General features: G+C 70.0%; 23 protein-coding genes. 9 read left to right on the top strand and 14 right to left on the bottom strand.

Annotated elements, in window-relative coordinates:
- Positions 1-102: 102 nt before the first annotated feature.
- The 3 genes from H7965_RS00960 to H7965_RS00950 all read right to left on the bottom strand — a co-directional run bounded on the left by H7965_RS00960 (position 103) and on the right by H7965_RS00950 (position 3667).
- Positions 103-1056: a Bug family tripartite tricarboxylate transporter substrate binding protein gene (locus H7965_RS00960; RefSeq protein ID WP_186768642.1), complete on the bottom strand. Its 954-nt coding sequence runs from the start codon at positions 1054-1056 to the stop codon at positions 103-105.
- Positions 1057-1109: 53 nt separating this feature from the next.
- A complete protein-coding gene (locus H7965_RS00955; protein WP_186768641.1) occupies positions 1110-2627 on the bottom strand; it encodes a DHA2 family efflux MFS transporter permease subunit in 1518 nt (505 codons plus the stop codon).
- A 71-nt stretch (positions 2628-2698) separates the two neighbouring features.
- The gene (locus tag H7965_RS00950) at positions 2699-3667 is read right to left on the bottom strand and encodes a Bug family tripartite tricarboxylate transporter substrate binding protein (protein ID WP_186768640.1); all 969 of its coding nucleotides are present in this window, start codon (positions 3665-3667) and stop codon (positions 2699-2701) included.
- Positions 3668-3965: 298 nt separating this feature from the next.
- Here H7965_RS00950 and H7965_RS00945 point away from each other — a divergent pair, with 298 nt between their 5' ends.
- Positions 3966-4925, top strand: a complete 960-nt coding sequence (locus H7965_RS00945; RefSeq protein ID WP_186768639.1) for a Bug family tripartite tricarboxylate transporter substrate binding protein — start codon at positions 3966-3968, stop codon at positions 4923-4925.
- A 21-nt stretch (positions 4926-4946) separates the two neighbouring features.
- Here H7965_RS00945 and H7965_RS00940 read toward each other — a convergent pair whose 3' ends face one another.
- A complete protein-coding gene (locus tag H7965_RS00940; protein ID WP_186768638.1) occupies positions 4947-5738 on the bottom strand; it encodes an enoyl-CoA hydratase in 792 nt (263 codons plus the stop codon).
- Positions 5739-5890: 152 nt separating this feature from the next.
- Between H7965_RS00940 and H7965_RS00935 the strand changes: the two genes are divergently transcribed.
- The 3 genes from H7965_RS00935 (at position 5891) to H7965_RS00925 (ending at position 9014) form a co-directional block, all read left to right on the top strand.
- Positions 5891-7078, top strand: coding sequence for a CaiB/BaiF CoA transferase family protein (locus H7965_RS00935; protein ID WP_186768637.1), 1188 nt, complete (start codon positions 5891-5893; stop codon positions 7076-7078).
- A gap of 167 nt (positions 7079-7245) precedes the next feature.
- A complete protein-coding gene (locus H7965_RS00930; RefSeq protein ID WP_186768636.1) occupies positions 7246-7836 on the top strand; it encodes a Uma2 family endonuclease in 591 nt (196 codons plus the stop codon).
- Positions 7836-9014, top strand: coding sequence for an enolase C-terminal domain-like protein (locus H7965_RS00925; RefSeq protein ID WP_186768635.1), 1179 nt, complete (start codon positions 7836-7838; stop codon positions 9012-9014). The genes H7965_RS00930 and H7965_RS00925 overlap by 1 nt, the downstream gene beginning before the upstream one ends.
- A 127-nt stretch (positions 9015-9141) precedes the next feature.
- On the opposite strand, the gene H7965_RS00920 is transcribed toward H7965_RS00925, so the two are convergent.
- The 3 genes from H7965_RS00920 to H7965_RS00910 are packed head-to-tail and all read right to left on the bottom strand — an operon-like array spanning position 9142 to position 11455.
- Positions 9142-9885 (bottom strand): FkbM family methyltransferase, encoded by a 744-nt coding sequence (locus tag H7965_RS00920; protein WP_186768634.1) that lies wholly within the window; start codon positions 9883-9885, stop codon positions 9142-9144.
- 2 nt (positions 9886-9887) lie between these two features.
- Positions 9888-10793: a VOC family protein gene (locus H7965_RS00915; RefSeq protein WP_186768633.1), complete on the bottom strand. Its 906-nt coding sequence runs from the start codon at positions 10791-10793 to the stop codon at positions 9888-9890.
- Positions 10790-11455: a glutathione S-transferase gene (locus H7965_RS00910; RefSeq protein ID WP_186768632.1), complete on the bottom strand. Its 666-nt coding sequence runs from the start codon at positions 11453-11455 to the stop codon at positions 10790-10792. Before H7965_RS00910 ends, H7965_RS00915 begins: the two co-directional genes overlap by 4 nt.
- A gap of 128 nt (positions 11456-11583) precedes the next feature.
- On the opposite strand from H7965_RS00910, the gene H7965_RS00905 reads away from it, so the two are divergent.
- The 4 genes from H7965_RS00905 to H7965_RS00890 all read left to right on the top strand — a co-directional run bounded on the left by H7965_RS00905 (position 11584) and on the right by H7965_RS00890 (position 16269).
- Positions 11584-12915, top strand: a complete 1332-nt coding sequence (locus tag H7965_RS00905; protein WP_186768631.1) for an aspartate aminotransferase family protein — start codon at positions 11584-11586, stop codon at positions 12913-12915.
- Between the two features lie 494 nt (positions 12916-13409).
- Complete coding sequence (locus H7965_RS00900; protein WP_186768630.1) at positions 13410-14396, top strand: CobW family GTP-binding protein; 987 nt, start codon at positions 13410-13412, stop codon at positions 14394-14396.
- Positions 14393-15430, top strand: a complete 1038-nt coding sequence (locus tag H7965_RS00895) for a WD40 repeat domain-containing protein (protein WP_186768629.1) — start codon at positions 14393-14395, stop codon at positions 15428-15430. The genes H7965_RS00900 and H7965_RS00895 overlap by 4 nt, the downstream gene beginning before the upstream one ends.
- Before the next feature lie 11 nt (positions 15431-15441).
- Positions 15442-16269, top strand: a complete 828-nt coding sequence (locus H7965_RS00890; RefSeq protein WP_186768628.1) for an aldo/keto reductase — start codon at positions 15442-15444, stop codon at positions 16267-16269.
- Positions 16270-16291: 22 nt separating this feature from the next.
- Here the strand turns inward: H7965_RS00890 and H7965_RS00885 are convergent, their stop codons facing one another.
- The gene (locus tag H7965_RS00885) at positions 16292-16633 is read right to left on the bottom strand and encodes a hypothetical protein (protein WP_186768627.1); all 342 of its coding nucleotides are present in this window, start codon (positions 16631-16633) and stop codon (positions 16292-16294) included.
- 168 nt (positions 16634-16801) lie between these two features.
- On the opposite strand from H7965_RS00885, the gene H7965_RS00880 reads away from it, so the two are divergent.
- Complete coding sequence (locus tag H7965_RS00880) at positions 16802-17224, top strand: DUF3775 domain-containing protein (protein ID WP_186768626.1); 423 nt, start codon at positions 16802-16804, stop codon at positions 17222-17224.
- A 48-nt stretch (positions 17225-17272) separates the two neighbouring features.
- Here the strand turns inward: H7965_RS00880 and H7965_RS00875 are convergent, their stop codons facing one another.
- From H7965_RS00875 to H7965_RS00850, 6 genes are all read right to left on the bottom strand, one after another.
- Positions 17273-18001, bottom strand: coding sequence for a DUF1194 domain-containing protein (locus H7965_RS00875; protein ID WP_186768625.1), 729 nt, complete (start codon positions 17999-18001; stop codon positions 17273-17275).
- 80 nt (positions 18002-18081) lie between these two features.
- The gene (locus tag H7965_RS00870) at positions 18082-19248 is read right to left on the bottom strand and encodes a DegT/DnrJ/EryC1/StrS family aminotransferase (protein WP_186768624.1); all 1167 of its coding nucleotides are present in this window, start codon (positions 19246-19248) and stop codon (positions 18082-18084) included.
- A 146-nt stretch (positions 19249-19394) separates the two neighbouring features.
- Positions 19395-19925, bottom strand: a complete 531-nt coding sequence (locus tag H7965_RS00865) for a transposase (protein WP_186768623.1) — start codon at positions 19923-19925, stop codon at positions 19395-19397.
- Between the two features lie 6 nt (positions 19926-19931).
- The gene (uvsE, locus tag H7965_RS00860) at positions 19932-21044 is read right to left on the bottom strand and encodes a UV DNA damage repair endonuclease UvsE (protein WP_186768622.1); all 1113 of its coding nucleotides are present in this window, start codon (positions 21042-21044) and stop codon (positions 19932-19934) included.
- Positions 21041-22129, bottom strand: a complete 1089-nt coding sequence (locus H7965_RS00855) for a single-stranded-DNA-specific exonuclease RecJ family protein (RefSeq protein WP_222440410.1) — start codon at positions 22127-22129, stop codon at positions 21041-21043. The genes uvsE and H7965_RS00855 overlap by 4 nt, the downstream gene beginning before the upstream one ends.
- A gap of 362 nt (positions 22130-22491) precedes the next feature.
- Positions 22492-24444 (bottom strand): polysaccharide biosynthesis protein, encoded by a 1953-nt coding sequence (locus tag H7965_RS00850; RefSeq protein WP_186768621.1) that lies wholly within the window; start codon positions 24442-24444, stop codon positions 22492-22494.
- Positions 24445-24446: the final 2 nt, after the last annotated feature.

Raw genomic sequence — 24446 nt, 5'->3', positions numbered from 1 at the left:
GCCTCGTGCCAGGCTGGTGGTGCTGCGGCATGGCGGTTTCCTTGCGGCCTGCGCTGGACATGCGCAGGCCCCGCCGCCGCGGCAAGGGGCCGCCGCTGCGGTTCAGCCGCTGCGCGCGCCGGTCGCCTGCAGGATCGGTGTCCAGCGCGCCGCTTCCGCCTGGACGAAGCGCGACGCCTCGGCCGGGCCGCCGGTCAGCGCCTCCAGGCCCGTCTCGATGTAGCGCGCCTGCACACCAGGGTCGGCGACGGCGGCCTGTGCCGCGGCGGCCAGCGCCTCCAGCGCCGCGGGCGGGGTGCCGGCCGGGGCGTGCAGCGCCTGCCAGGAGGTGGCGGCATATCCGGCCACGCCGGCCTCGGCCAGGGTCGGCAGCTCCGGCAGGTAGCGCGACCGGCGGGCGGAGGTGACGGCGATCAACCGCAGCTTGCCGTCGCGGGCGAGCGGCGCGAGCAGCGTCTGGCTGTCGATCATGAAATCGGCCCGGCCGGCGAGCAGGTCGGTCACCGCCTGCGGCGTGCCGCGGTAGGTCACCACGGTGAAATCCACCTTGGCCAGCGACTTCAGCAACTCCCCTGCCAGATGGGAGGCGGCGCCGATGCCGGTGGTGGCGAAATTCGCCTCGCCCTTGCGGTCGCGCAGCCAATGCAGCAGTTGCGGCACCGTCTCGACCGGCACGCCGGGGTGGACGGCGGCGACGAAGGGTTGCTCGCCGAGCAGCGCCACCGGGGCGAAATCCCGGATCGGATCGAAGCCGAGGTCGGGGTAGAGCGCCTGCATCACCGCATGGGCGGCGCCGGAGAGCAGCAGCGTATGGCCATCCGCCGCGGCCCGCGCCACCGTCCGGGCGCCGATGGTGGCGCCGGCGCCCGGCAGGTTGTCGACCACCACAGGCTGGCCGAGGCGCTTCGCCATCGGCTCGGCCAGGATGCGGGCGGCGACGTCGATGATGCCGCCGGCGGCGAAGGGGACGACCACGCGGACGGGCCGGGCGGGGAAACCCTGCGCCCGGGCGATGGCGGGGGTGGCGAGGCAGGCGAGCAGGGCGCGGCGATGCATGCAGGAGCTCCGGCGATGCGCCAGCTTGCCACAGCCAGGGCGCGGCGGGAACGTCAGGCGGACGGCCGCTTCAGCAGCGCCGCCAGCGGCACCGCGGCGGCGGCGGCCAGCGCCATCAGGCCGAAGGCGTTGATGTAGCCGATCATCGCCGCCTGGCGGTGCAACTCGGCCGAGAGCCGCAGCAGCCCGGTGGTGGTCTCCAGGTTCCACTGCGCCGGCAGGCCGGGGAAGAGCAGGGTCTCGTTGAATGGCGTGATGTGCTCGGTCAGCCGGGCGTAGTTCATGCTGGTCGAGCGGATCAGCACCAGCACGCAGATCGAGATGAACAGGCTGGAGCCGAAATTCCGCATCAGCGTGAACACCGCGGAGCCCTCCGCCACCTGGTGCTTCGGCAGGGTGGAGAAGGCCATCACGGTCATCGGCGTGAAGGTGATGGACTGGCCGAAGCCCTGCAGCATGTTGCTCCAGAAGATCTCCGCCTCGGTCATGTTGATGTCGAACCCCGCCATCCAGAAGGCGGAGACCGCCTGCAGCGCCATGCCGGCGGCGATCGCCGAGCGCGGCGCGACGCGGGTGAGCGGCACGATCACCAGGAAGGCAGCCCAATTGCCCATCCCGCGGGCGGCGATCAGCAGGCCGATGGCATCGCTCGGGTAGCCGCGCAGGTCGTGCAGCAGGGTTGGGAAGAGCGACAGGCTGGTGAAGCTCAGCATGCCCATGACGAAGGCGAGGGCGAGGCCGATGCTGAAATTCCGGTCCAGCAGCAGGCGCGGGTTGAGGAAGGGATGCCGCGCGGTCAGGCAATGCACGCAGAACACCCAGAAGGCGATGGCGCCGAACAGGGCATATAGGGTGATTTCGGCCGAGTCGAACCAGTCCAGCCGCTGGCCGCGGTCGCAGATGAGCTGCACCGCCACCAGCGCGATCGAGAGCGCCAGGAAGCCGGTCCAGTCGAAGGCGATGCGCCGGCGTTCCGTATGCTCGGCCAGGGCGAACCAGATGCAAGCCAGGGTGGCGATGCCCGGCGGGACGATCATGAAGAAGGCGGCGCGCCAGTCATAGGCCTCGGTCGCGATGCTGCCGAGGATGGGGCCGAGCACCGGCCCGAACACCGCGCCCACGCCCCACATCACCAGCGCGGTCGCATGCAGGTGCCGAGGGAAGGTGCCGAGCAGCACCGCCTGGCCGAGCGGCATGATCGGCGCGCCGAAGGCGCCCTGCGCGACCCGGGCCAGGATCAGCATCTCCAGGCTGTTGGCGATGCCGCAGAGAAAGGAAGCGAGGGTGAAGCCGAGCACGGTGGAGAACATCAGGCTCCGCCAGCCGAGCCGGGCGGAGAGCCAGCCGGTCATCGGCGTGGCCACGGCGGTGGCGACGAGATTCAGCGTGATGACCCAGGAGATCTCGTCCTGGGTGGCGGACAGCGTGCCGCGCACCTCCGGCAGGACCAGGTTGGCCAGGGTGATGGTCATGCCGAACAGCATGTTCGCCAGCTGGACCATCAGCAGGATCAGCCATTGGCGGCCGCTGATGCTGAAGATTCCGCCCGGCGCGGCGGCTGCATCGGTCATTCGGTTTCCTGGCCCTATCCGGCGATCCTGCGCCCATCGCGGACGCACGACAATCGCCGCCGGCCAGGGTGCTACTCGATGTGGATGCTCGACTGACGGATCACCGTCGCGTAGCGCTCGGCATCGCGCCGCAGCAGTGCCGCGGCGTCGTCGCTGCTGCCGCCACCAGGAATGAAGCCGGCGGCCTCGATCCGCGGCCGCAGCACAGGGTCAGCCAGTGCCGCGCCCACCGCCTCGGCCCAGCGGTCGCGGATCGACACCGGCATGTCGGGCGGGCCCATCAGCATGTACCAGACATTGGCGTCGAATCCGGGGAAGCCGCTTTCCGCCACCGTCGGCAGGTCGGGCAGCCAGGAGATGCGCTGCGGCATGGTGGTCGCCAGCGCCCGCGCCCGCTCGCCACGGATATGCGGCAGGTAGGTCGGGAAGGTGTCGATGGCGAGATCGATGCGTCCGGCCAGGATCTCGTTCACCGCCTGGCCGGTGCCGCGGAAGGGCACATGCGTCATCCGGATGCCGGCCGCTGCCGACAGCAGCTCGGCCGCCAGGTGCTGCTGGGTGGCGACGCCGGAGGAGGCGTAGTTCAACCCGCCCGGATCGGCCTTGGCCCGGGCGATCAGCCCGGCGAGGTCGCGGGCCGGGGAGGTGGTCGGCACCACCGCGACCAGCGGCACGGTGGCGGCAAGCACGATCGGCGTCTGGTCGCTGTAGATGTCGAAGGGCGGCGGCGACATCTGCGGCGGCACCACGGCGGAGGCGCTGACGGTGGACATGTAGACCGTGAGCCCGTCTGGCGCGGCGCGGGAGCCGGTGAGGGCGGCGATGGTGCCGCTGGCACCCGGCCGGTTCTCCACCGCGATCGGCTGGCCGAGCGTCTGCTGCAGCGCCGGGGCCAGCAGGCGGGCGATGATGTCGGTGCCGCCGCCCGGGGCGAAGCCGACCAGCAGCGAGATGGGGCGCGGCGGATCCCAGCGAAGCTGGGCACGGGCCAGGGCGGGGGCGGCGAGCGGCACGGTCAGCAGAAGGCGTCGGGTGAGCATGGTGTTCCTCCGAATGTGTCGCCCTGACTATCGCGGATTGCGTTCCTGTCTGAACACCGGCCGCTGTAGCCTGTTGTCGGCAGGGTGGATTCCTGCTCCGGGGCGATCACGCCCTCCATGATCCGCTCTAGCGCCGGCGCCCGTGCCGGGCGAGGCCCATTCCGCGGGCAGGCTGCCGCCTGCATGGTCATGCCAGCGTTCGAACGGTCGATTTCCCGGCGCGGCGGCAGCGGAAACATCTTGCCCCGGCAGAGCGCCATCGCGACGCTGACGCACCACCGCTGCCAGGAGATGCCGCATGCGTCGCCTTGTCCTCCTGTTCGCCCTGCTGCTGCCGTCCTTCGCCGGGGCGCAGGGCATCACCCGCGATGTCCGCCTGATTGTGCCTTATGCGCCGGGCGGCACGGTGGATCTGCTGGCCCGCATCCTGGCCGAGGGGCTGGGGCCGGCCCTCGGCGGCCGCAACATCGTCGTGGAGAACCGCAGCGGTGCCGGCACCTTCATCGCCATGCAGGCGGTGGCGACTGCGCCGGCGGATGGCCATAGCCTGTCCCTCGCCTCGAATGGCGTGCTGTCCACCGCGCCGGTGCTGCCGGGCATGCAGATGCCGATCGACCCGGACCGTGCCCTGCTGCCGCTGGTGAACCTCATTCGCGTGCCTGTGGTGCTGGTCGGCCAGCCGGGCGCGCCCTTCACCACGCTGCCGCAGCTCATCGCCTATGCGAAGGCCAATCCGGGGCGGCTGAACATTGGTCAGGCAGGCCTCGGCGGCGCGACCCATCTGCTGGCGGCGCGCCTGATGCACCATGCCGGCATCGCCATGGAGATGATCCAGTATCGCGGCGGCACGCCGGCGCTGCTCGACATCATCGCCGGCAATGCCGATCTCTATTTCAGCCTGCTGCCGGAATCGCTGCCGCATATCCGCGACGGCCGGCTGCGCGCCATCGCCTTCACCACGGATGAGCGCAACCCGGCCCTGCCCGAGGTGCCGCTGGTGATGGAGACGCTGCCGGGCTTCATCGGCGATGTCGGCTACGGCGCGGTGATGGCGGCCGGGACCCCACCGGCATGGGTCGCCTTCTGGAACGCCGAGATCAACAAGGTGATGAACCGGCCGGAGGTGCGCGCCCGCATGGAGGCGCTGCACTGGATCCTGGTGAATGGGACGCCGGAGGCCTATCGCGCCGCGCTCATGGAGGAGCGCCGCATCTGGGGCGGGGTGATCACCGCAGCGCAGATCAGCGTGGGCGGTTGAAGCCTTCCGCCCCTGGCCGCCTCAGCTTCCGGTCCAGACCATCGGCCGCTTGGCCAGAAAGGCCTCGACGCCCTGGCGGAAGTCGTTGCTGGTGAAGCACATGGTCACCAGATCGTCGCCATTCACCTGCCGAGCGGCGAGGCGGAGGCGGCGCATCGCCTCCTTGGTGGCGCGCAGGGTCAGCGGCGCATGGCCGGCGATGGTGCGCGCCAGCGCCTCCGCCCGGGACTGCAGCGCCGCGTGGTCCGGCAGCAGCTCGGAGACCAAGCCGATGGCCTTGGCCTCCTCCGCCTCGATCAGTCGGGCGGTGTAGATCAGGTCGAGCACCCGGGCCGGGCCGATCAGCGCGGCGAGGCGGCCGTAATTCGCCATCGACAGGCAATTGCCGAGGGTCTTGGCGATGGGGAAGCCGATCCGCAGATTGGCGGCGCCGAGGCGGATGTCGCAGACCGCGGCGATGGCGGCGCCACCGCCGGTCGCCGCGCCGCTGATCGCCGCGATGGTCGGCTTCGGGCATTCCTCCAGCGCCACCAGCACGCGGTCGATCCGCTCCTCATAGGCCAGCGCATCCTCCGGCGTGCGGAAATTGCTGAACTGCGAGATGTCGGTGCCGGCGGCGAAGGCCTTCTCCCCGGCGCCGGTGATGACGATGGCCTTGAGCGAGGCGTCCTCGGCGGCGCCGAGGGCGATCTCGCGCAGCCGCTCGTACATCGGGAAGGTCAGCGCGTTGCGGGCCTGCGGCCGGTTGAGGGTGACGAAACCGATCCCGTCGCGGATCTCGTACAGCAGCGGGTCGCCAGACGTGTCGTCCATGGTCTTGCCCTTCCGGCGGTTCGCGGGGAAGTTAGCGCAGGCGCCGCCTGGGTGGGATCACCCGGGCGGCGTAATTTGCTCGTATGGGGCTGGACCAGCGGCGCGCCGTGGCGGGCCCCGCCTGTTCGGCCCGCCAAGGAAGGGGCTTTACCATGTCGCCGCAGTCGGATCTCCCGCTGGCCCGGTTCACCGTGCTCGACCTCACCCGGGTCCGCTCCGGCCCCACCTGCGTGCGGCAGCTGGCGGATTGGGGCGCCAATGTCATCAAGGTCGAGGCGCCGGAGGAGATCGACACCGGCAGCGGCATGGGCGGCGAGCGGCACGGGCCGGACTTCCAGCATGTCCACCGCAACAAGCGCGGCATCACCCTGAACCTGAAGCATCCGGACGGGCTCGCGCTGTTCCGCCGCATGGTCGAGAAGGCGGATGTGGTGGTGGAGAATTACCGCCCCGACGTGAAGGACCGGCTTGGCATCGATTTCGAAGCACTATCGGCGATCAACCCGCGTATCGTGCTCGGCTCGATCAGCGGCTTCGGCCAGACCGGGCCCTATGCAAGGCGGCCGGGCTTCGACCAGATCGCCCAGGGCATGGGCGGGCTGATGTCGGTCACCGGCCTGCCGGGGCAGGGGCCGGTGCGGGTCGGCATCCCGGTCGCCGATCTCACCGCCGGTCTCTACACCGCCCTCGGCATCATGGTGGCGCTGCTGGAACGCGAGCAGACCGGCCGCGGCCGCTGGGTGCACACCAGCTTGCTGGAAGCCATGGTCGGCATGATGGATTTCCAGGCGACCCGCTGGACCATGAAGCATGAGGTGCCGAAGCAGGCCGGCAACGACCACCCGACCACCGTGCCGACCGGCCTGTTCCGCACCAGGGACGGGCTGATGAACCTGGCGGGCGGTGGCCAGGAGATGTGGAACCGCATCGTCGAGACGCTCGGCATCCAGGAGCAGGCGAAGGACCCCGCCTTCGCCACCGACAAGACCCGGGCCCAGAACCGCGAGAAGACCAACGCCCTGTTGCAATCGGTGCTGGAGACCGACACCTCGGAGAACTGGATCGCCCGGCTGAACAAGGCCGGCGTGCCGAGTGGCCCGGTCTACGCCATGGACGAGGTCTTCGCCGACCCGCAGGTGCAGCACCTGGGGCTGGAATGGGCGGTGCCGCATCCGACCCTCGGCGAGGTGAAGCTGGTGCGTGCGCCGATGAACATCGAGGGCGTCGCCCCCCCGCGCCGGCCGACGCCGGAGCGGGGCGAGCACACCGCGGAGGTGCTGGCGGAGTTCGGCGTCTCGGCCGAGGAACTGGCGGCGCTGAAGGCCAAGGGAGCGGTGTAGGAGAGCCCCGCGAGGCCGCTTCGCGGCATTGCGGGCATCCCGTCGTTCCACGGCGGGCTACCGAGGCAGCGACGGGCTTCATCTGGCGTTTCAGGCCGGAGCAGCATTTTCACGCAGAATGTTTCCAAGCTGCATGAACTGCTCCGGGCGCGGCGAAGGAGGTGGCGATGGACGGCGACCGGCCAGGCCCGCTGGAGCGGGCCCCCCGGGTGAAGCGGCACAAGCTGGATGTCCGCGAATACGACCGTATGGGCAAAGCGGGCATTTTCGCGCCGGACGAACGTGTCGAGCTGATTGAGGGGGAAATCATCGACATGGCGCCCATCGGCAGCCAGCACAGCGGCGCGGTCAACTCCCTGATCGCGGCGTTGGCGGCCGCGGCCCGGGGCCGGGCGGTGGTGTCGGCACAAAGCCCGCTACGGCTTTCCGATCTGACCGAGCCGCGGCCCGACTTCATGCTTCTGAAGCCGCGCACCGACAACTACCGCGGCGACCACCCGATCCCAGCCGATGTCCTGCTGCTGGTCGAGGTTGCCGACGGCAGCCTGCGCTACGACCGCAGTATCAAGCTGCCGCTTTACGCCCGGCACGGGGTGCCGGAGGTCTGGATCGCGAATATCGGAGAAGGCGCCGTGGAAGTGTACCGGGACCCAAGGGATGAAGCCTACCGCGCCACGGCCGGCGTCGCGCGCGACGAACTGCCGGAGCCCGCCGCGCTTCCGGGCCTGCGCATCGCGGTGACCGAGGTGCTGGGCTGATGCGCATCGCCTCCGTCCGCGACGGCGTCGTTCCGATCGCCTCCGCCATCGCCAACGCCTATATCGACTTCTCCAAGATGACCGCGAGCGTGGTCGCGGTGACGGTGGAGGATGGTGCCGGCCGCAGCGCCACCGGCTACGGCTTCAACTCCAATGGCCGCTACGCCCAGCCCGGCCTGCTGAAGGAACGCTTCATCCCCCGCCTGCTGGAGGCGCCGGAGGCGGCGCTCGGCCATGCCGATGGCGGGCTGGAGCCCGCCGGCGCCTGGCAGGCGATGATGCGGAACGAGAAGCCGGGTGGCCACGGCGACCGCAGCGTCGCCGTCGGCGTGCTCGACATGGCGTTGTGGGATGCCGCGGCGAAGCTCGCCGGCAAGCCGCTCTGGAAGCTGCTGGCCGACCGCTACCGCGGCGGCGAGGCGGATGAGAGCGCCTGGATCTACGCCGCCGGCGGCTACTACTACCCCGGCAAGGGGCTGGAGGAGCTGGTGGCGGAGATGCAGCGCTACCTCGACCTCGGCTACAGCGTGGTGAAGATGAAGATCGGCGGCGCCCCCGGCACGCCGATCAAGGATGCCCTCAAGCTCGACATCGCCCGCATCGAGGCGGTGCTGAAGCTGCTCGGCGGCGACGGCATGCGGCTTTGCGTCGATGTCAACGGCCGCTTCGGGCTGCACGCCGCATTGGCCTATGGCGCGGCACTCGCGCCCTATGGGCTGCGCTGGTACGAGGAGCCGCTGGACCCGCTGGACTACGCCACCCACGCGACCCTGGCCGAGCACTACGCCGGGCCGATCGCCACCGGCGAGAACCTGTTCTCCATGCTCGATGCCCGCAACCTGATCCGCCATGGCGGGCTGCGGTCGGACCGCGACATCCTGCAATTCGACCCGGCGCTCTCCTACGGGCTGGTCGAATACCTGCGCACCCTGGCGATGCTGCAGGAGCACGGCTGGTCGCCGCGCCGCTGCGTGCCGCATGGCGGCCATCAATTCGCGCTGAACATCGCGGTCGGCCTCGGCCTCGGCGGCAATGAGAGCTATCCGGAGGTCTTCGCCCCCTTCGGCGGCTTCGCCGATGCCACGCCGGTCGAGGACAGCCGCATCCGCATGCCGGACATCCCGGGCATCGGCTTCGAGGGCAAGGCCAGCCTCTGGGCCGTGCTGCGCGAGTTGTAGGCCGCCGCATCCTCGCCCTCGGCGGCGGCACCACCGAGGCCGTCACCGGGCGCATCGCCGCTGCCCGGGGGCTGATGGGCTGCGGGCAGAGGTCGCCGTCCTCCATGGTGGCTGAACCGGCCGGGTCTCAGCGCGCGATGCGGGCGGCCTCCAGGCTGGCATAGATGTCGCCGCTATTGGCCTCGGCCGGCAGGGCGGTGACCCAGCCGGCCATCGCCGCCGCATCCACCGGCCGCGGGTGGGCGAATTCCATGGCCTCGCCAAGGCAGGCGTTGAAGGCGCGGTAGCCGAGCGCCGCCAGCCGTTCGAGGCAGGCGAGGGCCACATCGCGCTGGATGGTGGTGAATTCGAAGGAGAGGCTGCGCGGCGCCAGCTCAAGCCCGGCCAGCGCCGCCGCCTCATAGCCCTCGACGTCGATCTTCACGAAATCCGGTCGGCCATGCGTGGCGCCCAGGGCCGCCAGGGTCGTCACCGGCAGGATGAGGGCCGCATCCCAGCGCTGCCCCTCCCAGCCCGGCGCGCCATCGGCGGCGGCGATGAAGGCCTCGCTGGCGCTGGCGACGGTAGGGTTGGCGGTGTTGAGCCGCAGCACCGCCTCGCCCGGCACGGCGCCGACCAGCGCGGCGACGCGCGCCACCCCGGGGTCGCGGCCGAAGATCAGCCGCAGCAACCGGGCGAGGCGTGGTTGCGGTTCCACCGCCACCACCCTGGCGCCGAGGCGGCGGAAGCTGGCGGTGCGATCGCCGACATGGGCGCCGATATCGAAGCCCAGCTCTCCTGGGCCGAGGAAGCGGGCGTGGAAGGCATCGAGCCGGGCGGCGCGGCCGGGGGCGTAGTAGCTGCGGAGGCTGCGGCCGATCGCCCGCGCCATGGTCACGCGGCGAAGACCACCGCGGCGCCGCCAGCGTAGGCGGGCGGCACCATCAGCCCCTCGCCCCAGAGACCGGGCGCCGGAATGGCCGGAATGCCCTCCGCCGCCAGCAGCCGCGCCACCGCGGCATTGCCGTCCCCGGTGCGCACCACGAAGCCGGCGATGCAGGGCAGGGCAGGGGAAGTCACCCCCGGCAGCACCGCCGGCAGCGCGGCGGGGTCGAGGATGCGCAGGCTGGTCGCCACCACCGGTGCCTGCGGTCCCGCCGCCCCGGCAGCGCCAGGCAGGCGCAGCAGGAAGCCGCCGGCCGGGTCCGGCACCAGCGGCAGCCCGGCCAAGCGGGAGAGCCGCGCCGCGGTCTCCGCCGCCGGGTCATTGGCCAGGATGACGCTCTCCAGCGCCACCGCGCCGTTGCGGTGGCCCATCCAGCGCTTGTCCCAGACCAGCTCGGCGGTCAGGTGGCGGATGAGCTGCAGCCGCCCCTCCGGCGCATCCGGTAACGGCAGCCGGGCGAACCGGGCGATCGGGCCGCCGGCCTCCACCGGCCGTTCGAGATGGGAGATGCCCGGGATCTCCAGCCCGGCGCGGCGCAGCCGGGCGAGGTTCGCCGCCTCATCCAGCATCGCCAGAGCGATGATATGGGCGCCGGCATAGCGCGCCACGAAGCCATCCACTCCATTGGCGAAGAGCGCCGGGTCGAGGATGGCGATCAGCTCGATATAGCCGTGCCGCAGGAAGGCGCAGCGGTTGCCGCTGCCGTAGAGCTCCACCGGCTTGTCCGGGCTGCGCCTGCCGCTCTGCTGCGCCACCGGGGAGAGGGCGAAGCCCAGCCGCTCATAGGCCGCGGTCAGCGGGCCGAGGTCGCGGGCGGCGACGCCGACATGGTCGAGGGCGACGGCGGTGCTCATCCCAGCGCGCCTGGCGGGCTCTCATACTTCCGCAGCAGCCAGGCCTCCGGCTCGGCCAGCGCCTCGACATACCAGCGCTGCATCAGCGGATGCGCCCGCACCGCCGCGACGTAGTCCAGCGTGTCGGCCGCCAGCTCTGGCTGCCAGGTCAGGAAGCGGGTGGCGACCGGGGCGTACATCGCATCCACCAGGCCGAATTCGGCGCCGCCGAGGAAGGGGCCGCCGGTGAGCGCCCGCCCCTCCCGCCAGATCGCCTCGATCCGGGTGATATCGGCCAGCGCCTCCGGCGTGCGGCCGCCGCCGGGAAACTCCCGGCCGAGGTTCATCGGCATCGCCTGGCGCAGGCCGCGGAAACCGGCGTGCATCTCGGCGGCGATGGAGCGGGCATGCGCCCGCAGCACGGGATCGACCGGCCAGAGCCCCGGCGCCAGCTCGGCGCAGTATTCGCAGATCGCCAGGCTCTCCCAGACCCGGGCGCCGCGATGCTCCAGATAGGGCATCAGCCCCGCCGGCGTCGCCGCGGCGACCGCGGCGGACGGGCCTTCCTGCAACGGAATGACCACCTCCGTCACGTCGAGGGCGGCGAGCTGCACCGCCAACCAGCCGCGCAGGCTCCAGGAGGAGTAGCGCTTGTTGCCGATCACCAGCCTGCCCTCGGTCATGCCCTTGTCTCCGTCATCTGCCCGATATCCGGGCGCAACCTGCCACGCGGCGGCTCGCGGCGGGAGGGGTAAGGCTTGCGGCGGGCGGCGCCTTGGGCTTGGTTGGCACCGCCCAGGAGACCGCCCCGATGAACGAGCTCAGCGTGTCGCGCCCGAACAACCTCGACGCCTATTGGATGCCCTATTCGGACAACCGCTACTTCAAGGCCAACCCGCGGATGATCGCCCGGGCCGAGGGCATGTCCTATTTCACCCCGGACGGGCGGGAGATCCTGGACGGCACGGCCGGGCTCTGGTGCTGCAACGCCGGGCATGGCAGGCGCGAGATCAAGGAAGCGATCCAGCAGCAGGCCGCCATCCTCGACTACGCACCGACCTTCCAGCTCGGCCACCCCATCGCCTTCGAGGCGGCGGCGCGGGTCGCCGAGATCACGCCCGATGGCATGGACAAGGTCTTCTTCACCAACTCCGGCTCGGAGAGCGCCGACACCGCGCTGAAGATCGCGCTCGCCTACCACAAGGCGCGTGGCGACAGCAGCCGGGTGCGGCTGATCGGGCGGGAGCGGGGCTATCACGGGGTCGGCTTCGGCGGCATGTCGGTGGGCGGCATCGGCGGCAACCGCAAGCAATTCGGCGCACTGCTGCCCTATGTGGATCACCTGCCGCATACCCATGGGCTGGCGGAGAACCTCTTCTCCAAAGGGCTGCCCGAGCATGGCGCGCAGCTTGCCGATGCGCTGGAGAACCTGGTCGCGCTGCACGGCGCCGAGACCATCGCCGCGGTGATGGTGGAGCCGGTGGCGGGCTCCACCGGCGTGCTGGTCCCACCCAAGGGCTATCTGGAGCGGCTGCGGGCGATCTGCGACAAATACGGCATCCTGCTGATCTTCGATGAGGTCATCACCGGCTTCGGCCGCCTCGGCACCAACTTCGGCGCCGAGCGGCTGGGCGTGACGCCGGACATCATGACCATGGCGAAGGGGCTGACCAACGCCGCCGTGCCCATGGGCGCGGTCGCGGTGAAGAACAGCGTCTACGCCGCCATCGTCGAAGGCGCGCCGGGCGGGATCGAGCTGTTCCACGGCTATACCTATTCCGGCCACCCGCTGGCCGCCGCCGCCGCCATCGCCACCATGGAGGTGCACCGGGCCGAGGATTTGCCCGGCAGGGCGCTGGCGATCGAGCCCTATTGGCAGGAGGCGGCGCACAGCCTGCGCGCGGCGCCTAATGTCGTCGATATCCGTGACTGCGGGCTGACCGCCGGCATCGAACTGGCGCCACGCGCCGGCAAGCCCGGCCAGCGGGCGATGGAGGTGTTCCGCCGCTGCTTCGATGACGGCGTGCTGATCCGGGTGACCGGCGACATCATCGCCCTTTCGCCGCCGCTGATCGTCGAGAAGCCGCATGTGGACCGGCTGATCGGGACATTGGAGGCAGCGATCCGAGCGGAGGCGGCCTGATTGGCTTCGATATTGAAATACTAGGAAAGTAGATCGGGGATGCTGTTCCCGAACACCTGCTGGGGGGACAAGCGTCCCTCCAGACCTCGATCTGGGTTGCGGCGTGTATCATCAGTGGTGGGACTGTTTTGCAGGGAATGTTGCCTGCGGGCATATGCAGTGCATGCTGACATGCTCCCTGACTGTATTGGTGTAGTTGGAGCGCCATGATGGCTCTCGCCTGAGCCAGTTCTTCGAGAACCACAAAGCCCGGATCCACGCCGCGGTCCTCAAGGACGCCTGGTTGCCCTCCAGCGGGGGGGGCCGGGGACAGCATCCCCGACGCGGCCCTCGCCGATAGAGGCGACGTCATGGCCGAGTGCCGCGACATGCCCGCCGCCGCCGTGCCGCATGCCGCCCCGGCCCCGGCCCTGACCCGACCCGGGCCCTTTGCCCCACGGCGCCGGCCGTCCCATATTCCCGGCCAACCGAACCCCGCCCCGCGGAGCCCCCGAATGAGCGAGACCACCCAAGTCCCCGTCACCGTCCTCACCGGCTACCTCGGCGCCGGCAAGACGACCCTGCTCAACCGCATCCTCAGCGAGAACCACGGCAAGAAATTCGCCGTGGTGATCAATGAGTTCGGCGAGCTCGGCGTCGACAACGACCTCGTCGTCGATACCGACGAGGAAGTCTTCGAGATGAACAACGGCTGCATCTGCTGCACCGTGCGTGGCGACCTGATCCGCATCATCGGCGGTTTGATGAAGCGCCGCGGCAAATTCGACGGCATCATCGTCGAGACGACCGGCCTCGCCGACCCCGCTCCGGTGGCGCAGACCTTCTTCGCCGATGAGGATGTGAAGCGCGCCACCCGGCTCGACGCCATCGTCACCCTGGTGGATGCGAAGAACCTGCCGGCCCGGCTGGCCGACAGCAAGGAAGCGGTGGAGCAGATCGCCTTCGCCGACATCATCCTGCTGAACAAGATGGATCTGGTCACCGAGGCCGAGGCGGAGGAGGTGGAGCGGCGGATCCGCGCCATCAACCCCTATGCCGAGATCCGCCGCAGCACGAAATCCGACGTGCCGATCGACGCCGTCATCGGCCGCGAGGCCTTCGACCTGAAGCGCATCCTGGAGCGCGAGCCGGAATTCCTCTCGGGCGAGGATGACCACGAGCATGATGGCGAGATCAACTCGCTCTCTTTCGAGGTGTCGCGGCCGATCGACCCGGAGCGCTTCAACGCCTGGATCAGCCAGCTCCTCGCCAACAAGGGCCAGGACCTGCTGCGCACCAAGGGCATCCTCTACTACGCCAATGACGACCGCCGCTTCGCATTCCAGGCGGTGCACATGATCGCCGATGGTGATTTCATCGGCCCGGTGAAGGAGGGCGATCCGCGCCGCTCCAAGCTGGTCTTCATCGGCCGCGACCTGAATCGGCCGGTGCTGCGCCGCGGCTTCGAGGCCTGCCAGGTGGACGCCGAGGGGACGGTATGAGCGAGACCTCCGGAGGCGCCGATTTCCTGCTCGAAAGCCGCGGCGTCTCGCGCGACCTCGGCGCCTGGGTGGTGGGGCTCGCCTTCGGCCGGGACGGCAGCTGCGGCTTCGGCCTCGGCGACGGCATGGTGCATGTCGCCCGCCCCGGTCAGCCGGCCGAGGCCTGGGCTGCCGCCGCAGCGCATGACGGCGCGGTGCTGTCGCTCGCGGCGGATGCGAAGGATGGCTTCCTGACCGGTGGCGACGATGGCAGGCTGGTGCGCATCACGCCGGATGGCACGGTGGGCGAGATCGCCAGGCTCGGCACGATGAAATGGGTCGAGCATGTCGCCGCGCATGAGAGCGGGCTGCGCGCCGCCGCGGTCGGCAAGCAGCTGCACCTGTTCGACGCCAAGGGGGAGGCGCTCAAGACCCTGGCGCACCCCAGCGCGGTCGGCGGCATTGCCTTCGATGCCCGCGGCAAGCGCGTCGCCGCCAGCCATTACAACGGCGCCTCATTGTGGTTCGTCGCCGCCAAGGACGGCAAGCCGCGAGTGCTGGAATGGAAGGGCAGCCACGCCGCCATCGCCATCAGCCCGGACGGCACCCATGTGGTGACGGCGATGCAGGAGAATGCCCTGCACGGCTGGCGCCTGTCCGACAGCCAGCATATGCGCATGTCCGGCTACCCGTCGAAGACCCGCTTTCTCTCCTTCACCGCCCGCGGCAAGTGGCTGGCGACCAGCGGTGCCGACAGCGTGGTGATCTGGCCGTTCTTCGGCGGCGGGCCGATGGGCAAGGCGCCAACCGAGCTGGCCGGCGGCGATGGCGTGCTGTGCAGCGCCGTCGCCTGCCATCCCCAACACGAGATCGTCGCGGCCGGCTTCGCCGATGGGCTGGTACTGCTGGCGGAGATCGCGTCGGGCAAGGTGGTGCCGGTGGCGGCGCCGGGGCATGGCGCGGTCTCGGCCATCGGCTGGAATGCCGCTGGCACCCATCTCGCCTTCGGCACCGAGACCGGCTTCGCCGGCATGGTCGATCTTTCCCGCCGGTAGAGGGGCTTCCGATGACCATCCCGTTCTTCGAAAGCGCGCTGACGCGCCTGCCGCGGCTCGGCTTCGGTACTTGGCCGATGCAGGGCGCCGCGTGCCAGGCAGCGGTGGAATCCGCCCTCGGCCTTGGCTACCGCCACATCGACACCGCCGAGATGTACGGCAATGAGGCAGCGGTCGGCGCCGCCATCAATGCCAGCGGCCTGCGGCGCGATGAGGTCTACCTCACCACCAAGGTATGGTGGGACAAGCCCCAGGGCGATGCCTTCCGCCGTGGCTTCGACGCCTGCCTGGACCGGCTCGCCCAGCCCTATGTTGATCTGCTGCTGGTGCATTGGCCGAGCCCACAACTCGATCTGCCCTCGGTGCTGGCGGCGCAGGCGCGGATCCTGGCGGAAGGGCGCGCCAGGGCGGTCGGCGTGGCGAATTTCCCGCTCGGTCTGCTGCGGGCCGCTGTGGAGGCGAAGATCGCGCCCATCGCCTGCCTGCAGGTGGAGCACCACGTCTACCTTTCGCAGCAGCGGCTGCTGGACTACACCAGGGCGCAGGGCATCGTCCTGACCAGCTACACGCCGGTCGCCAAGGGGCAGGTGCTGGACGATCCGGTGATCCGCGGCATCGCGGAGAAGCATGGAGCAACCCCGGCGCAGGTGGCGCTGGCTTGGCTGCTGGCGATGCCTGGCGTGGCGGCGATCCCGAAGGCCGCATCGCCGGCCCGGCAGAGGGAGAATCTGGCGGCGACCGAGCTGGTTCTCGACGCCGACGATCTGGCGGCCCTTGCGGCGCTGCCGAAGGGCCGTCGCCTGGTCAATCCAGGCTTCGCGCCGGACTGGGCGGCGTAGCGGTCCTTGCTCCAGGCCGGGGTCAGCTCAGCCGCACCGGACCTTCCCTGCGCCAGCCATCACCGGGCCGGGGCATGGCCATTGTTGGGCAGGTGAAGAACGCCCGCAGCACGGCGGGCGAGGCATCGGGCAACGACGGCAGTGCTTCGTCATGGCGCTGGTCATGGCGTCGTCGGGCCTGCGTTGAGTGCCGGTCGGCGACCTGCTGCAGGACCGCCCGATTCGCCGATGGCATGCTGGTGCCGCAGGCCAGACCGGGGGCAATGTCGGCGCTGGCCGGCAGCGGCAACGCCAGCCCACCCAGCAGCACCGCCAGACTTGCTGCGCCATGCCAAGCCAAGCCGCTTGCGTCCCGCTGCCCCATGATTCTACCCTTTCCACCCGAGCGTCGGTTGAAGGTGCTGTTGGCGTGCCAACGCCGCCATCGGCAGGGTGTTCCTCCGGTACAATTCTGCCGCTGGCGTGGCACCGGGCGTGGAACCGTGACGGCGTATTCCGGCTTACCCGGCTTACCGCATGGGATCGCAAAGCAATGGCAAGACCCGTCGACGACGATGATATCGACCTTGGCATCAGCCTCGAGACGGTGGCGACCATTGTCGACAACGCCCGCGTCCTGCAAGGCAAGGAAGAGGTCGACCCCGCCCAGCTCTCGGAGGATGAGAACAGCGAGGCCGCCCTCCTGCAGGAGGATCCGGACGACCTGACCGAGGCGGCGCTGCACGAGTTCATCAACGCGCTGAACGAGGATGAGCAGGCCGCGCTGATCGCCCTCGCCTGGACCGGCCGCGGCGACTATGGGCCGGAGGAATGGCAGGAGGCGCTGCGCCTGGCTGCAGAGCGCAACGAGAGTGGTGACGCCGCGACCTACCTGCTGAACATGGACACGCTGGGCGATCTGCTGGCCGAGGGCGTAGCCAGCTTCGGCCTCTCGATCGAGGATGTCGAGCGCTGAGCCATCGCTCCGGCGCAGGTTGAGACGCGCGGCGCCGTTGCGGGCCGGTTAGCCAACGGTCGGCCCGCCGAGCATCGCGATCTCGCGGATCAGCTTCCGCTTCACCGCGTTGCCAAAGCTGGCGAAGTCCTCGGCGACGATGACGAAGGCGCCGGCGCCGCCGATCACGCTCTCGCGGAAGTAGTCGTCCAGCGGGATCGGCGGCATGCGGCCGAAGGTCGGGCGGTCGTTGACGATCGGCAGCCCGTTGATCGTGACCCCCTCCGCCACCAGCCGATCGCGCGCGACCTCCACCGCGCCGCCGCTGTTGTTCACCCCATCGCCCGAGACGTCGATGACGCGCCGGGCCGCATCGAACGGCGCCTGCGCCAGCACGGTGCGGGAGAAGTCCAGCGCGGCGGAGATCGAGGTCCAGGAGAGCGAGGCGCGCGGCGCCTCCGCCAGCTTCTCCGCCCAGGCGAGGGCGTCGCCCTGGCCGGCGATGCGCGCCCAGGGCAGCACCAGGCGCTGGTACTCCGCCCCGGCCCATTCGACATAGGCCAGGCCAACGGCGCCGATCATGCCGCCGCGGATCGCCTCCACCACCTGCGGGTCGGAGACCGCGTTGCGGTAGCCCTCCCGCTGCAGTCGCGCCTCATCCTCGTCGACCGAGCGGGAGACGTCGACCGCCAGCACCAGCAGCACGTCGACGGGTTCACCGGCCTCGACCCCCTGGCCGGGCGCCGGGCGAGGTAGCAGCGCCGCGGTGCCCGCGGCGAGCAGGGAGCGCCGGCGCATGCCTGAAGCCTCCATGATGTGCCATCATGGAAGCGCGCCGCCGCCGTTCGGTTCAACAAGGATCGTAAATATGTCGGCATTTACAGCTTCGCCAGCACCGCGTCCGCCACCCGGGCGACATCCGCCTCCGTCAGGTAGGGGTGCATCGGCAAGGACAGGCAGCGCTCGCACAACGCCTCGCTGACCGGCAGCGGGGGCGGGCCGTTCAGCGGCGGGGCGCCGATGCCCCTGGCATGGGCCTCGGCATAGGCCGGCTGGCGATGCAGCGGCTTCGGATAGTAGATCGCCGAGGGCACGCCGGCCGCCTGCATCGCCGCCTGCACCCGGGCGCGGGCTTCGGCGTCCGGCAGCAGGATGGTGTAGATGCCCCAGGCGCTCTCGGCCCCGGCGAAGCCCTGCGGGGTGGTGACGCGGCCGCCGAGCGCCGCCTCGTACCAGGCGGCGGCCTGGGTGCGGGACTTCAGCTCCCCCTCCAGCAGCGGCAGCTTGGCCAGCAGGATGGCGGCCTGGATGCTGTCCAGCCGGCCGTTCATGCCGGTGCGCAGCACCTCGTAGCGCGACTTGCCCTCGCCATGGGTGCGCAGCGACCGGTACAGCTCCGCCCGCGCCGGATCGTCGGTGATGATGGCGCCGCCGTCGCCGTAACAGCCGAGGGTCTTGGTCGGGTAGAAGCTGCAGGCCGTGGCATGCGCCCAGGCGCCGAGCCGCTTGCCATGCAGCGCCCCGCCGAAGGCCTGGGCGGCATCATCCAGCGCGAACATGCCATGGCGGTCGCAGAGCGCGCGGATCGCCGGCCAATCCGCCGGCAGGCCGTAGAGATCGACGCCGATGACGGCGCGCGGCCGCAGCCGTCCTTCCTGCAGCACCAGCGCGACGCGGCGTTCGAGGTCCGCCAGGTCGAGGTTGAAGGTGGCGGGGTCCACATCGACGAAGACCGGGGTGGCGCCGAGCACCAGCGGCACCTCGGCCGTCGCGGTGTAGGTGAAGGCGGGCAGGAAGACCGCATCGCCCGGGCCGATGCCCTCCGCCATCAGGGCGATCTGGATCGCATCCGTGCCGGAGGAGACGCCGACCGCATGGCCGGCGCCGCAGAAACCGGCGAGCTTCGCTTCCAGCGCATCCACCTCCGGCCCCTGGATGAAGCGGCCATGGTCGAGGATGCGGGCGATGCCGGCGTCGATCTCGGCGCGGATCAGAGCCTGCTGGGCCTTCATGTCGAAGAAGGCGATGGGGCGGGGTTCGGTCATGCGGGGCTTAGTAGGGCCGGCGGGGGTCGGGGCAAAATCAACCGGGGTTTCGGGGTGCAACAAGGGAAGGCCAGGGGCTCTGCCCCTGGACCCCGCCGGGGAGGCAGGGGCCTCCCCGGACCCCGCCGTTCGTTTGCTGGGGAAACTCATGCGGGTTCCATGCGACGGCGGGGGCGGCGGCCGAGGGCGAAGCGCATGAGGCCATCCACCGCGCGGATGAAGCCCTTCGGCGGGCGCCAGCCGGGCTCGGCGCGCAGGCGATCGAGGGCGTTGGGGAGAATGGCGGAGAGGGTTTCGGACAAATCCCGGTCGTAGACCAGGGTGGAGGGGGCCGGCAGGGCGGAGAACAGGCGCAGCCGCCGGGCCAGGATGATGGCGCGGATGCCCATGACCCGGATGGCGCGGCGGAAGGCGCAGCAGATGACATAGGTGAGGCGGCGCAGCACCGGCGGGCAGCTGGGGCAGGCGACCTCCGTCAGCAGCCGGGCCCAGAGGTTGGCGCGGGCCCAGCGGCGATAGGTGCGGCTGACCGTATCCGGCTTGCCGAAGCCCGAAGGCAACTGCCGCCAGGCGCCGCGGCCGCCGCCCGGAGCCTTCAGGGTGACGGCGCGGAAGATGGCATCCAGCCGGGCGCGGGTATCGACCGGCGGGCGGCCGGCGCGGCGGGTGAAGGACAAGCATCCCTAGCTTCCCCCGTGAACGGCCTCCTCCTCATCATCGGCTTCCTCCTCCAAGAGGAGTTGTTCCTCTGCTTTCAGAGCCAGCGCCTTGGCCGGTTCCAACCCGAAGCGCTGCGCCACATCCGGGGCGTAGCGCAGCAGATCGGGGCGTAAGCGAATCAACGCCAGATCTTTGACTTTGGCCTCCAGCATCACGTCGAAGTCGAGCCCCTCCGCCGTCCGCATGAAGGTGATGAACTCAAATGGATTGCAGAAGTCCGCATGGCCTGTGTTCACCGGCGCGACCAGCACAGTTTTCAACTTGCGTGTCCCTTTCTCCTTGCGCTTGAGCTCCCGCATTTCCGTGCGCGGGGAGGAGAAGTGAACCTTTGGCCTCTGATCTTTGGGCCAGGTCCGGATTACTCTCTCCAACGCGTCACGCATGTCGAGCCCATCCGGGTTCAAACACCAGAAGTGCTGATGATCGAAAATCAGCCGTACTCCCGTCTGTTCGTGAATCCACAAAATGTCTGAAACGGAGAAGCGGATATCGTCGTGCTCGAGCACCAGGCGACGCCGCACGTGCTCCGGCAGCTTGTTGTCCCAGGTCTCCACCCAGCGCGCATTAGCGGCAGTGCGGTCGCCATAGGTTCCACCAACATGGATCACCATGACAGCCTCGGGCCCGAGCTCCATGCGATCCAGCATCTCCGCCTGAGAGCTCAGATCCCAGATGCTCTTTTCCACCAGCGCAGCATCGGGGCTGTTCAGCACCACAAATTGGGAGGGATGAAAGCTCAGCCGGATATCCAGCTTCTTCGCCTTGGCGCCGAATGCCCGCAACTCGGCATCGCTATCGCGCACCATGGAATGGAACTGAGGCATGTCGGGATGGGTGGCATAGGGTGCCAAATCGGAGGACAGGCGGTACATGCGGATGTCATGGCGGTCGAGATAGTCCAGTGCCCGGTCCATGTGTTCCAGCGAGACCTTCAGATGAGGGTTCTGCTGCCAGCGGCGGGTGTCATTGCTCTTGATGTCCGGGGCGCCCATCAGCTTGACCGGGACACCCAGGCGAAGTGGCCTCAGCTTGGACCCTGCGGGGACTGGCGAGGATTGTCGACGGTGCGCGCTCATGCCGGCACCTGCATCTCGGCACCAAAGCCAAGCTTGGCCACGAAGCGGTTCCAGGCCGCGGGTAGCAGTGCTCCGCCTGAGGCTTGGGCATGGCCGTTGCCGTAGCTCACAGGGTCGGCGCCCTCCGGCCGATGGTGACGAAGAAAGTCGATCAGATCAGTGCTTTGTCCAGAGCGCGCGGCGAAATGGACCCAGCCTGGGCGGTAGCCGGTATTGGCGGCGATCACGACCTTATCCTTCAGTCGTCCCTTCCACTGCTGCGCAATCAGCGGATGGATCTGACAGGCTGAGTGTAGGGGGATCAGGGCCACTTCGCCGCGGATCTGGGGGGCAACGCGGCGGCCCTCGGCCAGAGCCTCCTGCACCTCTGCCTTGGCTGCCTGAAGCAACGCGGTTTCGGGGTATTCGCCCGACAGCACCGCCTTGGGTCCGTCCGCCTTCAATAGCAGCGCGAGCGCCGGACCAGCATCGCCGGCGCTGGCCCGACGCGGAGCGTTCAGGAGAGAGACGGCTTTACGCAGCGCGGTGATGCCCCAGCGCTCGCGCGCCGCTGCGAGTTCGGGGAAGCCCGATGCATCCTCCATGTCACCGATAATGCCGAGCGCCGCAAGCCAGAGGAGGTCGTCCACCTCCGCTATAGCGCCGGTGCACCACCAAGCTAAAAGCGAGGTGGTGGGCGTCGGATGTAGGCCGTGGCCGCTGATCAGCAGCGCCGCTTGCGGAACACCGGCAGGCACGTGGTGGTCCAGGAGCACAGTGGCCATGCCAGGAAGCGGCGGCTCGGCGCGGGTACCGAGATCGGCCACAATCAAGCCGCCGATGTCCTGCGCGCGAAGCTCTGACGCCATCTCCGCAGACCAAACATTCTCGCCGCGGCCGAGCAGCCGAACCTTGGTGTTCCGCCCGCCGCGCTCGAGTGCACGGGACAGGATGGCCGTGGAGGAAAGCCCGTCCGCGTCGTGGTGGCCGAGGATCAGAATTGGCTTGGCGGGGTTGAAGGCTGCCAACGCGTCGTGGAATTCCTTCCGGCGGGCGGCCACCCAGGCTCCGGTCGGCCGGGTACACTCGATGCTTGTGTCCGCCATAGGCCAGCCACTCCTTTGCAGCGTAGGGCCGTGCAACCGGCGCATCAGCTACAAGAAGGGTCTAGGCTCAGGCGGGTTTCGACTAGCCAGTCCGGATCATTTGGAAGATCCCAATAAAAGCGCTAACCGATAATGGGTTGAACGGATATCAGCTTCACAAGCCTGCGGATTGAAATCGAAAGCGGATACACAGGCCAAGTACAAGCACGGCTTCTGCCCGTGTTAGGCCACCGGCGCGTGTACCCAATCAAACTCCCCATTTCCTAAGACCCTGCGGCCTTTGATGGGGTCCAGGGGAATTGCCCCTGGCCCTGCCCACACAGCCTCGGTGCGATGGCCAAGTCAGAACGGAGTAGGACGCGCTACTGCGCCGCCCGCGACCCCTCGCCATCCACGTTATGGTCGAACTCCGGCACCAGCCGCCCGAGCTGCGCCAGCGCCGCCCGCGGGGTGCCGCTGCGGGCCGCCGCCGCGATCTCGTCGATCGCCCGCCCCACCAGCGCCGGGTCCGCCGTCCTCGGCGTCGCCACCAGCAGGCCCTGGAACTGCGTCGGGCGGGGCGGTTCCTGGCCGTGGAACAGCTCCTCGTACAGTTTCTCGCCGGGGCGGAGGCCGGTGAAGCGGATTTCCACGTCTTCCTCCGGCCGCAGCCCCGCCAGCCGGATCATGCGCCGCGCCAGCTCCACGATCTTCACCGGCTTGCCCATGTCGAGGACGAAGATGCCGCCCTCGGCCAGTTCCGGCGGCTGGTCCTCCCGGTCCTCGGCGCCGATGACGCTGGCCTGCAGCACCAGCCCCACCGCCTCCCGCACCGTCATGAAGTAGCGGCGCATGTCGGGGTGGGTGACGGTCAGCGGCCCGCCGCGCTCAAGCTGCCGGCGGAACAGCGGCACCACGCTGCCGGTGGAGCCCAGCACATTGCCGAAGCGGACGGTGACGCAGCGCATCCCGCCCTCTCCGGCGCGGGCGGAGACGTCCAGCGCCTGGCAGTACATCTCGGCCAGCCGCTTGCTGGCGCCCATGACGCTGGTCGGGTTCACCGCCTTGTCGGTGGAGATGAAGACCATCGCCCGGCAGCCCACGGCGCGGGCGGCATCCGCCACCACGCGGGTGCCGAGGGCGTTGGTCAGCAGCCCTTCCAGTGGGTCGTTCTCCACCATCGGCACGTGTTTCAGCGCGGCGGCGTGGAACACCAGTTCCGGCTTAAGCTGCTCCAGCAGCCGGCGCAGCCGCGGCTCGTCGCGCACATCGGCGAGGACGGCGCGGCGCGGCACGTCGGGGTGGCGTTCCCGCAGTTCCAGGTCGATTTCGTAGAGGGCGTATTCGCCGTGGTCGAGCAGGGTGAGCTGGGCCGGGCCGAGGGCGGCCACCTGCCGTGCCAGCTCGCCGCCGATGGTGCCGCCGGCGCCGGTCACCAGCACCCGCCGTCCCTGGATCAGCCGGGCCATGCCCTCCCGGTCCAGCGGCACCTGCGGGCGGTCCAGCAGATCCTCGATCACCACGGGGCGGAGCTGGAGGCGCGGGGCTTCCTTCTGCTCCAGCGCGGTGGTCATCCGCCGTGCCTGGGGGTCGAGCGCGGTGACGGAGGGGGCGCGGCGGACAGGCACGCCGTGGCGGTCGGCGGCGTCCAGCAGCCGTTCCAGCGCGAGGCCCTGCACATGCGGGGTGGCCAGCACGATCAGGGAGGGCAGCCGGTGCTCGGCCCGCATCCGGTCGAGCAGCGCCGTCGCGTCATCCAGCGTGCCGAGGATCGGGTGGCCATGGATGCGCCGCCCCGCCTGGCGGGAGCGCATGGAGAGGATGCCCTGCACCCGGTAGCCCGGAGTGCGCTCGGCGCTGAGGGCGCGGATGAAGAGGTCGGCGGCGTCGCCGGCGCCGACCAGCAGCACCGGCTGCGGCGCGACATCCGACCCCGGGCCGCGGCGGGCATGGTGCAGCCGCCCGGCGATGCGCGGCAGCCCGAGGATCAGGCCAAGCACCAGCGCATGCACCGCCGGGAAGGCCGGGCTGGTCGGCCGCCAGCCGCCCAGGGCATGCAGCCCGCCCCAGAACAGCAGCGCCGCCAGCACGGCCGCGACGCCGATGCCCATCAGGTCCGGCAGGCCGGCGAAGCGCCAGTATTGCTGCGGCAGCCGCACCGGCAGCCCGGCCATCAGCAGCGCCAGGGCGGCGCCGGGGGCGGCGCCGAGCCACCAATGCACCTCGGGCCATTCGCCCGGCGTGGCCAGCAGCACCGCCAATGGCAGGGCCAAGCAGGCGAGTGCCGAATCCAGCAGCAGGTTGAGCAGAATCCGGTGCGGCGCGCGGCGAGCCATGC

This window comes from Siccirubricoccus deserti, assembly GCF_014283215.1.
Taxonomy (GTDB): domain Bacteria; phylum Pseudomonadota; class Alphaproteobacteria; order Acetobacterales; family Acetobacteraceae; genus Siccirubricoccus; species Siccirubricoccus deserti.
This window is presented reverse-complemented; position numbering and strand designations above follow the sequence as displayed.

Bases quoted from the DNA above. Each gene is read 5' to 3' on its own strand.
- H7965_RS00940 (WP_186768638.1), bottom strand. From the start codon at position 5,738: ATGGACGACACGTCTGGCGACCCGCTGCTGTACGAGATCCGCGACGGG.
- H7965_RS00960 (WP_186768642.1), bottom strand. From the start codon at position 1,056: ATGCATCGCCGCGCCCTGCTCGCCTGCCTCGCCACCCCCGCCATCGCC.
- H7965_RS00905 (WP_186768631.1), top strand. From the start codon at position 11,584: ATGAACGAGCTCAGCGTGTCGCGCCCGAACAACCTCGACGCCTATTGG.
- H7965_RS00890 (WP_186768628.1), top strand. From the start codon at position 15,442: ATGACCATCCCGTTCTTCGAAAGCGCGCTGACGCGCCTGCCGCGGCTC.
- H7965_RS00855 (WP_222440410.1), bottom strand. From the start codon at position 22,129: ATGGCGGACACAAGCATCGAGTGTACCCGGCCGACCGGAGCCTGGGTG.
- H7965_RS00915 (WP_186768633.1), bottom strand. From the start codon at position 10,793: ATGAGCACCGCCGTCGCCCTCGACCATGTCGGCGTCGCCGCCCGCGAC.
- H7965_RS00935 (WP_186768637.1), top strand. From the start codon at position 5,891: ATGTCGCCGCAGTCGGATCTCCCGCTGGCCCGGTTCACCGTGCTCGAC.
- H7965_RS00910 (WP_186768632.1), bottom strand. From the start codon at position 11,455: ATGACCGAGGGCAGGCTGGTGATCGGCAACAAGCGCTACTCCTCCTGG.
- H7965_RS00930 (WP_186768636.1), top strand. From the start codon at position 7,246: ATGGACGGCGACCGGCCAGGCCCGCTGGAGCGGGCCCCCCGGGTGAAG.
- H7965_RS00850 (WP_186768621.1), bottom strand. From the start codon at position 24,444: ATGGCTCGCCGCGCGCCGCACCGGATTCTGCTCAACCTGCTGCTGGAT.
- H7965_RS00895 (WP_186768629.1), top strand. From the start codon at position 14,393: ATGAGCGAGACCTCCGGAGGCGCCGATTTCCTGCTCGAAAGCCGCGGC.
- H7965_RS00880 (WP_186768626.1), top strand. From the start codon at position 16,802: ATGGCAAGACCCGTCGACGACGATGATATCGACCTTGGCATCAGCCTC.
- H7965_RS00885 (WP_186768627.1), bottom strand. From the start codon at position 16,633: ATGGGGCAGCGGGACGCAAGCGGCTTGGCTTGGCATGGCGCAGCAAGT.
- H7965_RS00955 (WP_186768641.1), bottom strand. From the start codon at position 2,627: ATGACCGATGCAGCCGCCGCGCCGGGCGGAATCTTCAGCATCAGCGGC.
- H7965_RS00875 (WP_186768625.1), bottom strand. From the start codon at position 18,001: ATGCGCCGGCGCTCCCTGCTCGCCGCGGGCACCGCGGCGCTGCTACCT.
- H7965_RS00945 (WP_186768639.1), top strand. From the start codon at position 3,966: ATGCGTCGCCTTGTCCTCCTGTTCGCCCTGCTGCTGCCGTCCTTCGCC.
- H7965_RS00870 (WP_186768624.1), bottom strand. From the start codon at position 19,248: ATGACCGAACCCCGCCCCATCGCCTTCTTCGACATGAAGGCCCAGCAG.
- H7965_RS00920 (WP_186768634.1), bottom strand. From the start codon at position 9,885: ATGGCGCGGGCGATCGGCCGCAGCCTCCGCAGCTACTACGCCCCCGGC.
- uvsE (WP_186768622.1), bottom strand. From the start codon at position 21,044: ATGAGCGCGCACCGTCGACAATCCTCGCCAGTCCCCGCAGGGTCCAAG.
- H7965_RS00925 (WP_186768635.1), top strand. From the start codon at position 7,836: ATGCGCATCGCCTCCGTCCGCGACGGCGTCGTTCCGATCGCCTCCGCC.
- H7965_RS00950 (WP_186768640.1), bottom strand. From the start codon at position 3,667: ATGCTCACCCGACGCCTTCTGCTGACCGTGCCGCTCGCCGCCCCCGCC.
- H7965_RS00900 (WP_186768630.1), top strand. From the start codon at position 13,410: ATGAGCGAGACCACCCAAGTCCCCGTCACCGTCCTCACCGGCTACCTC.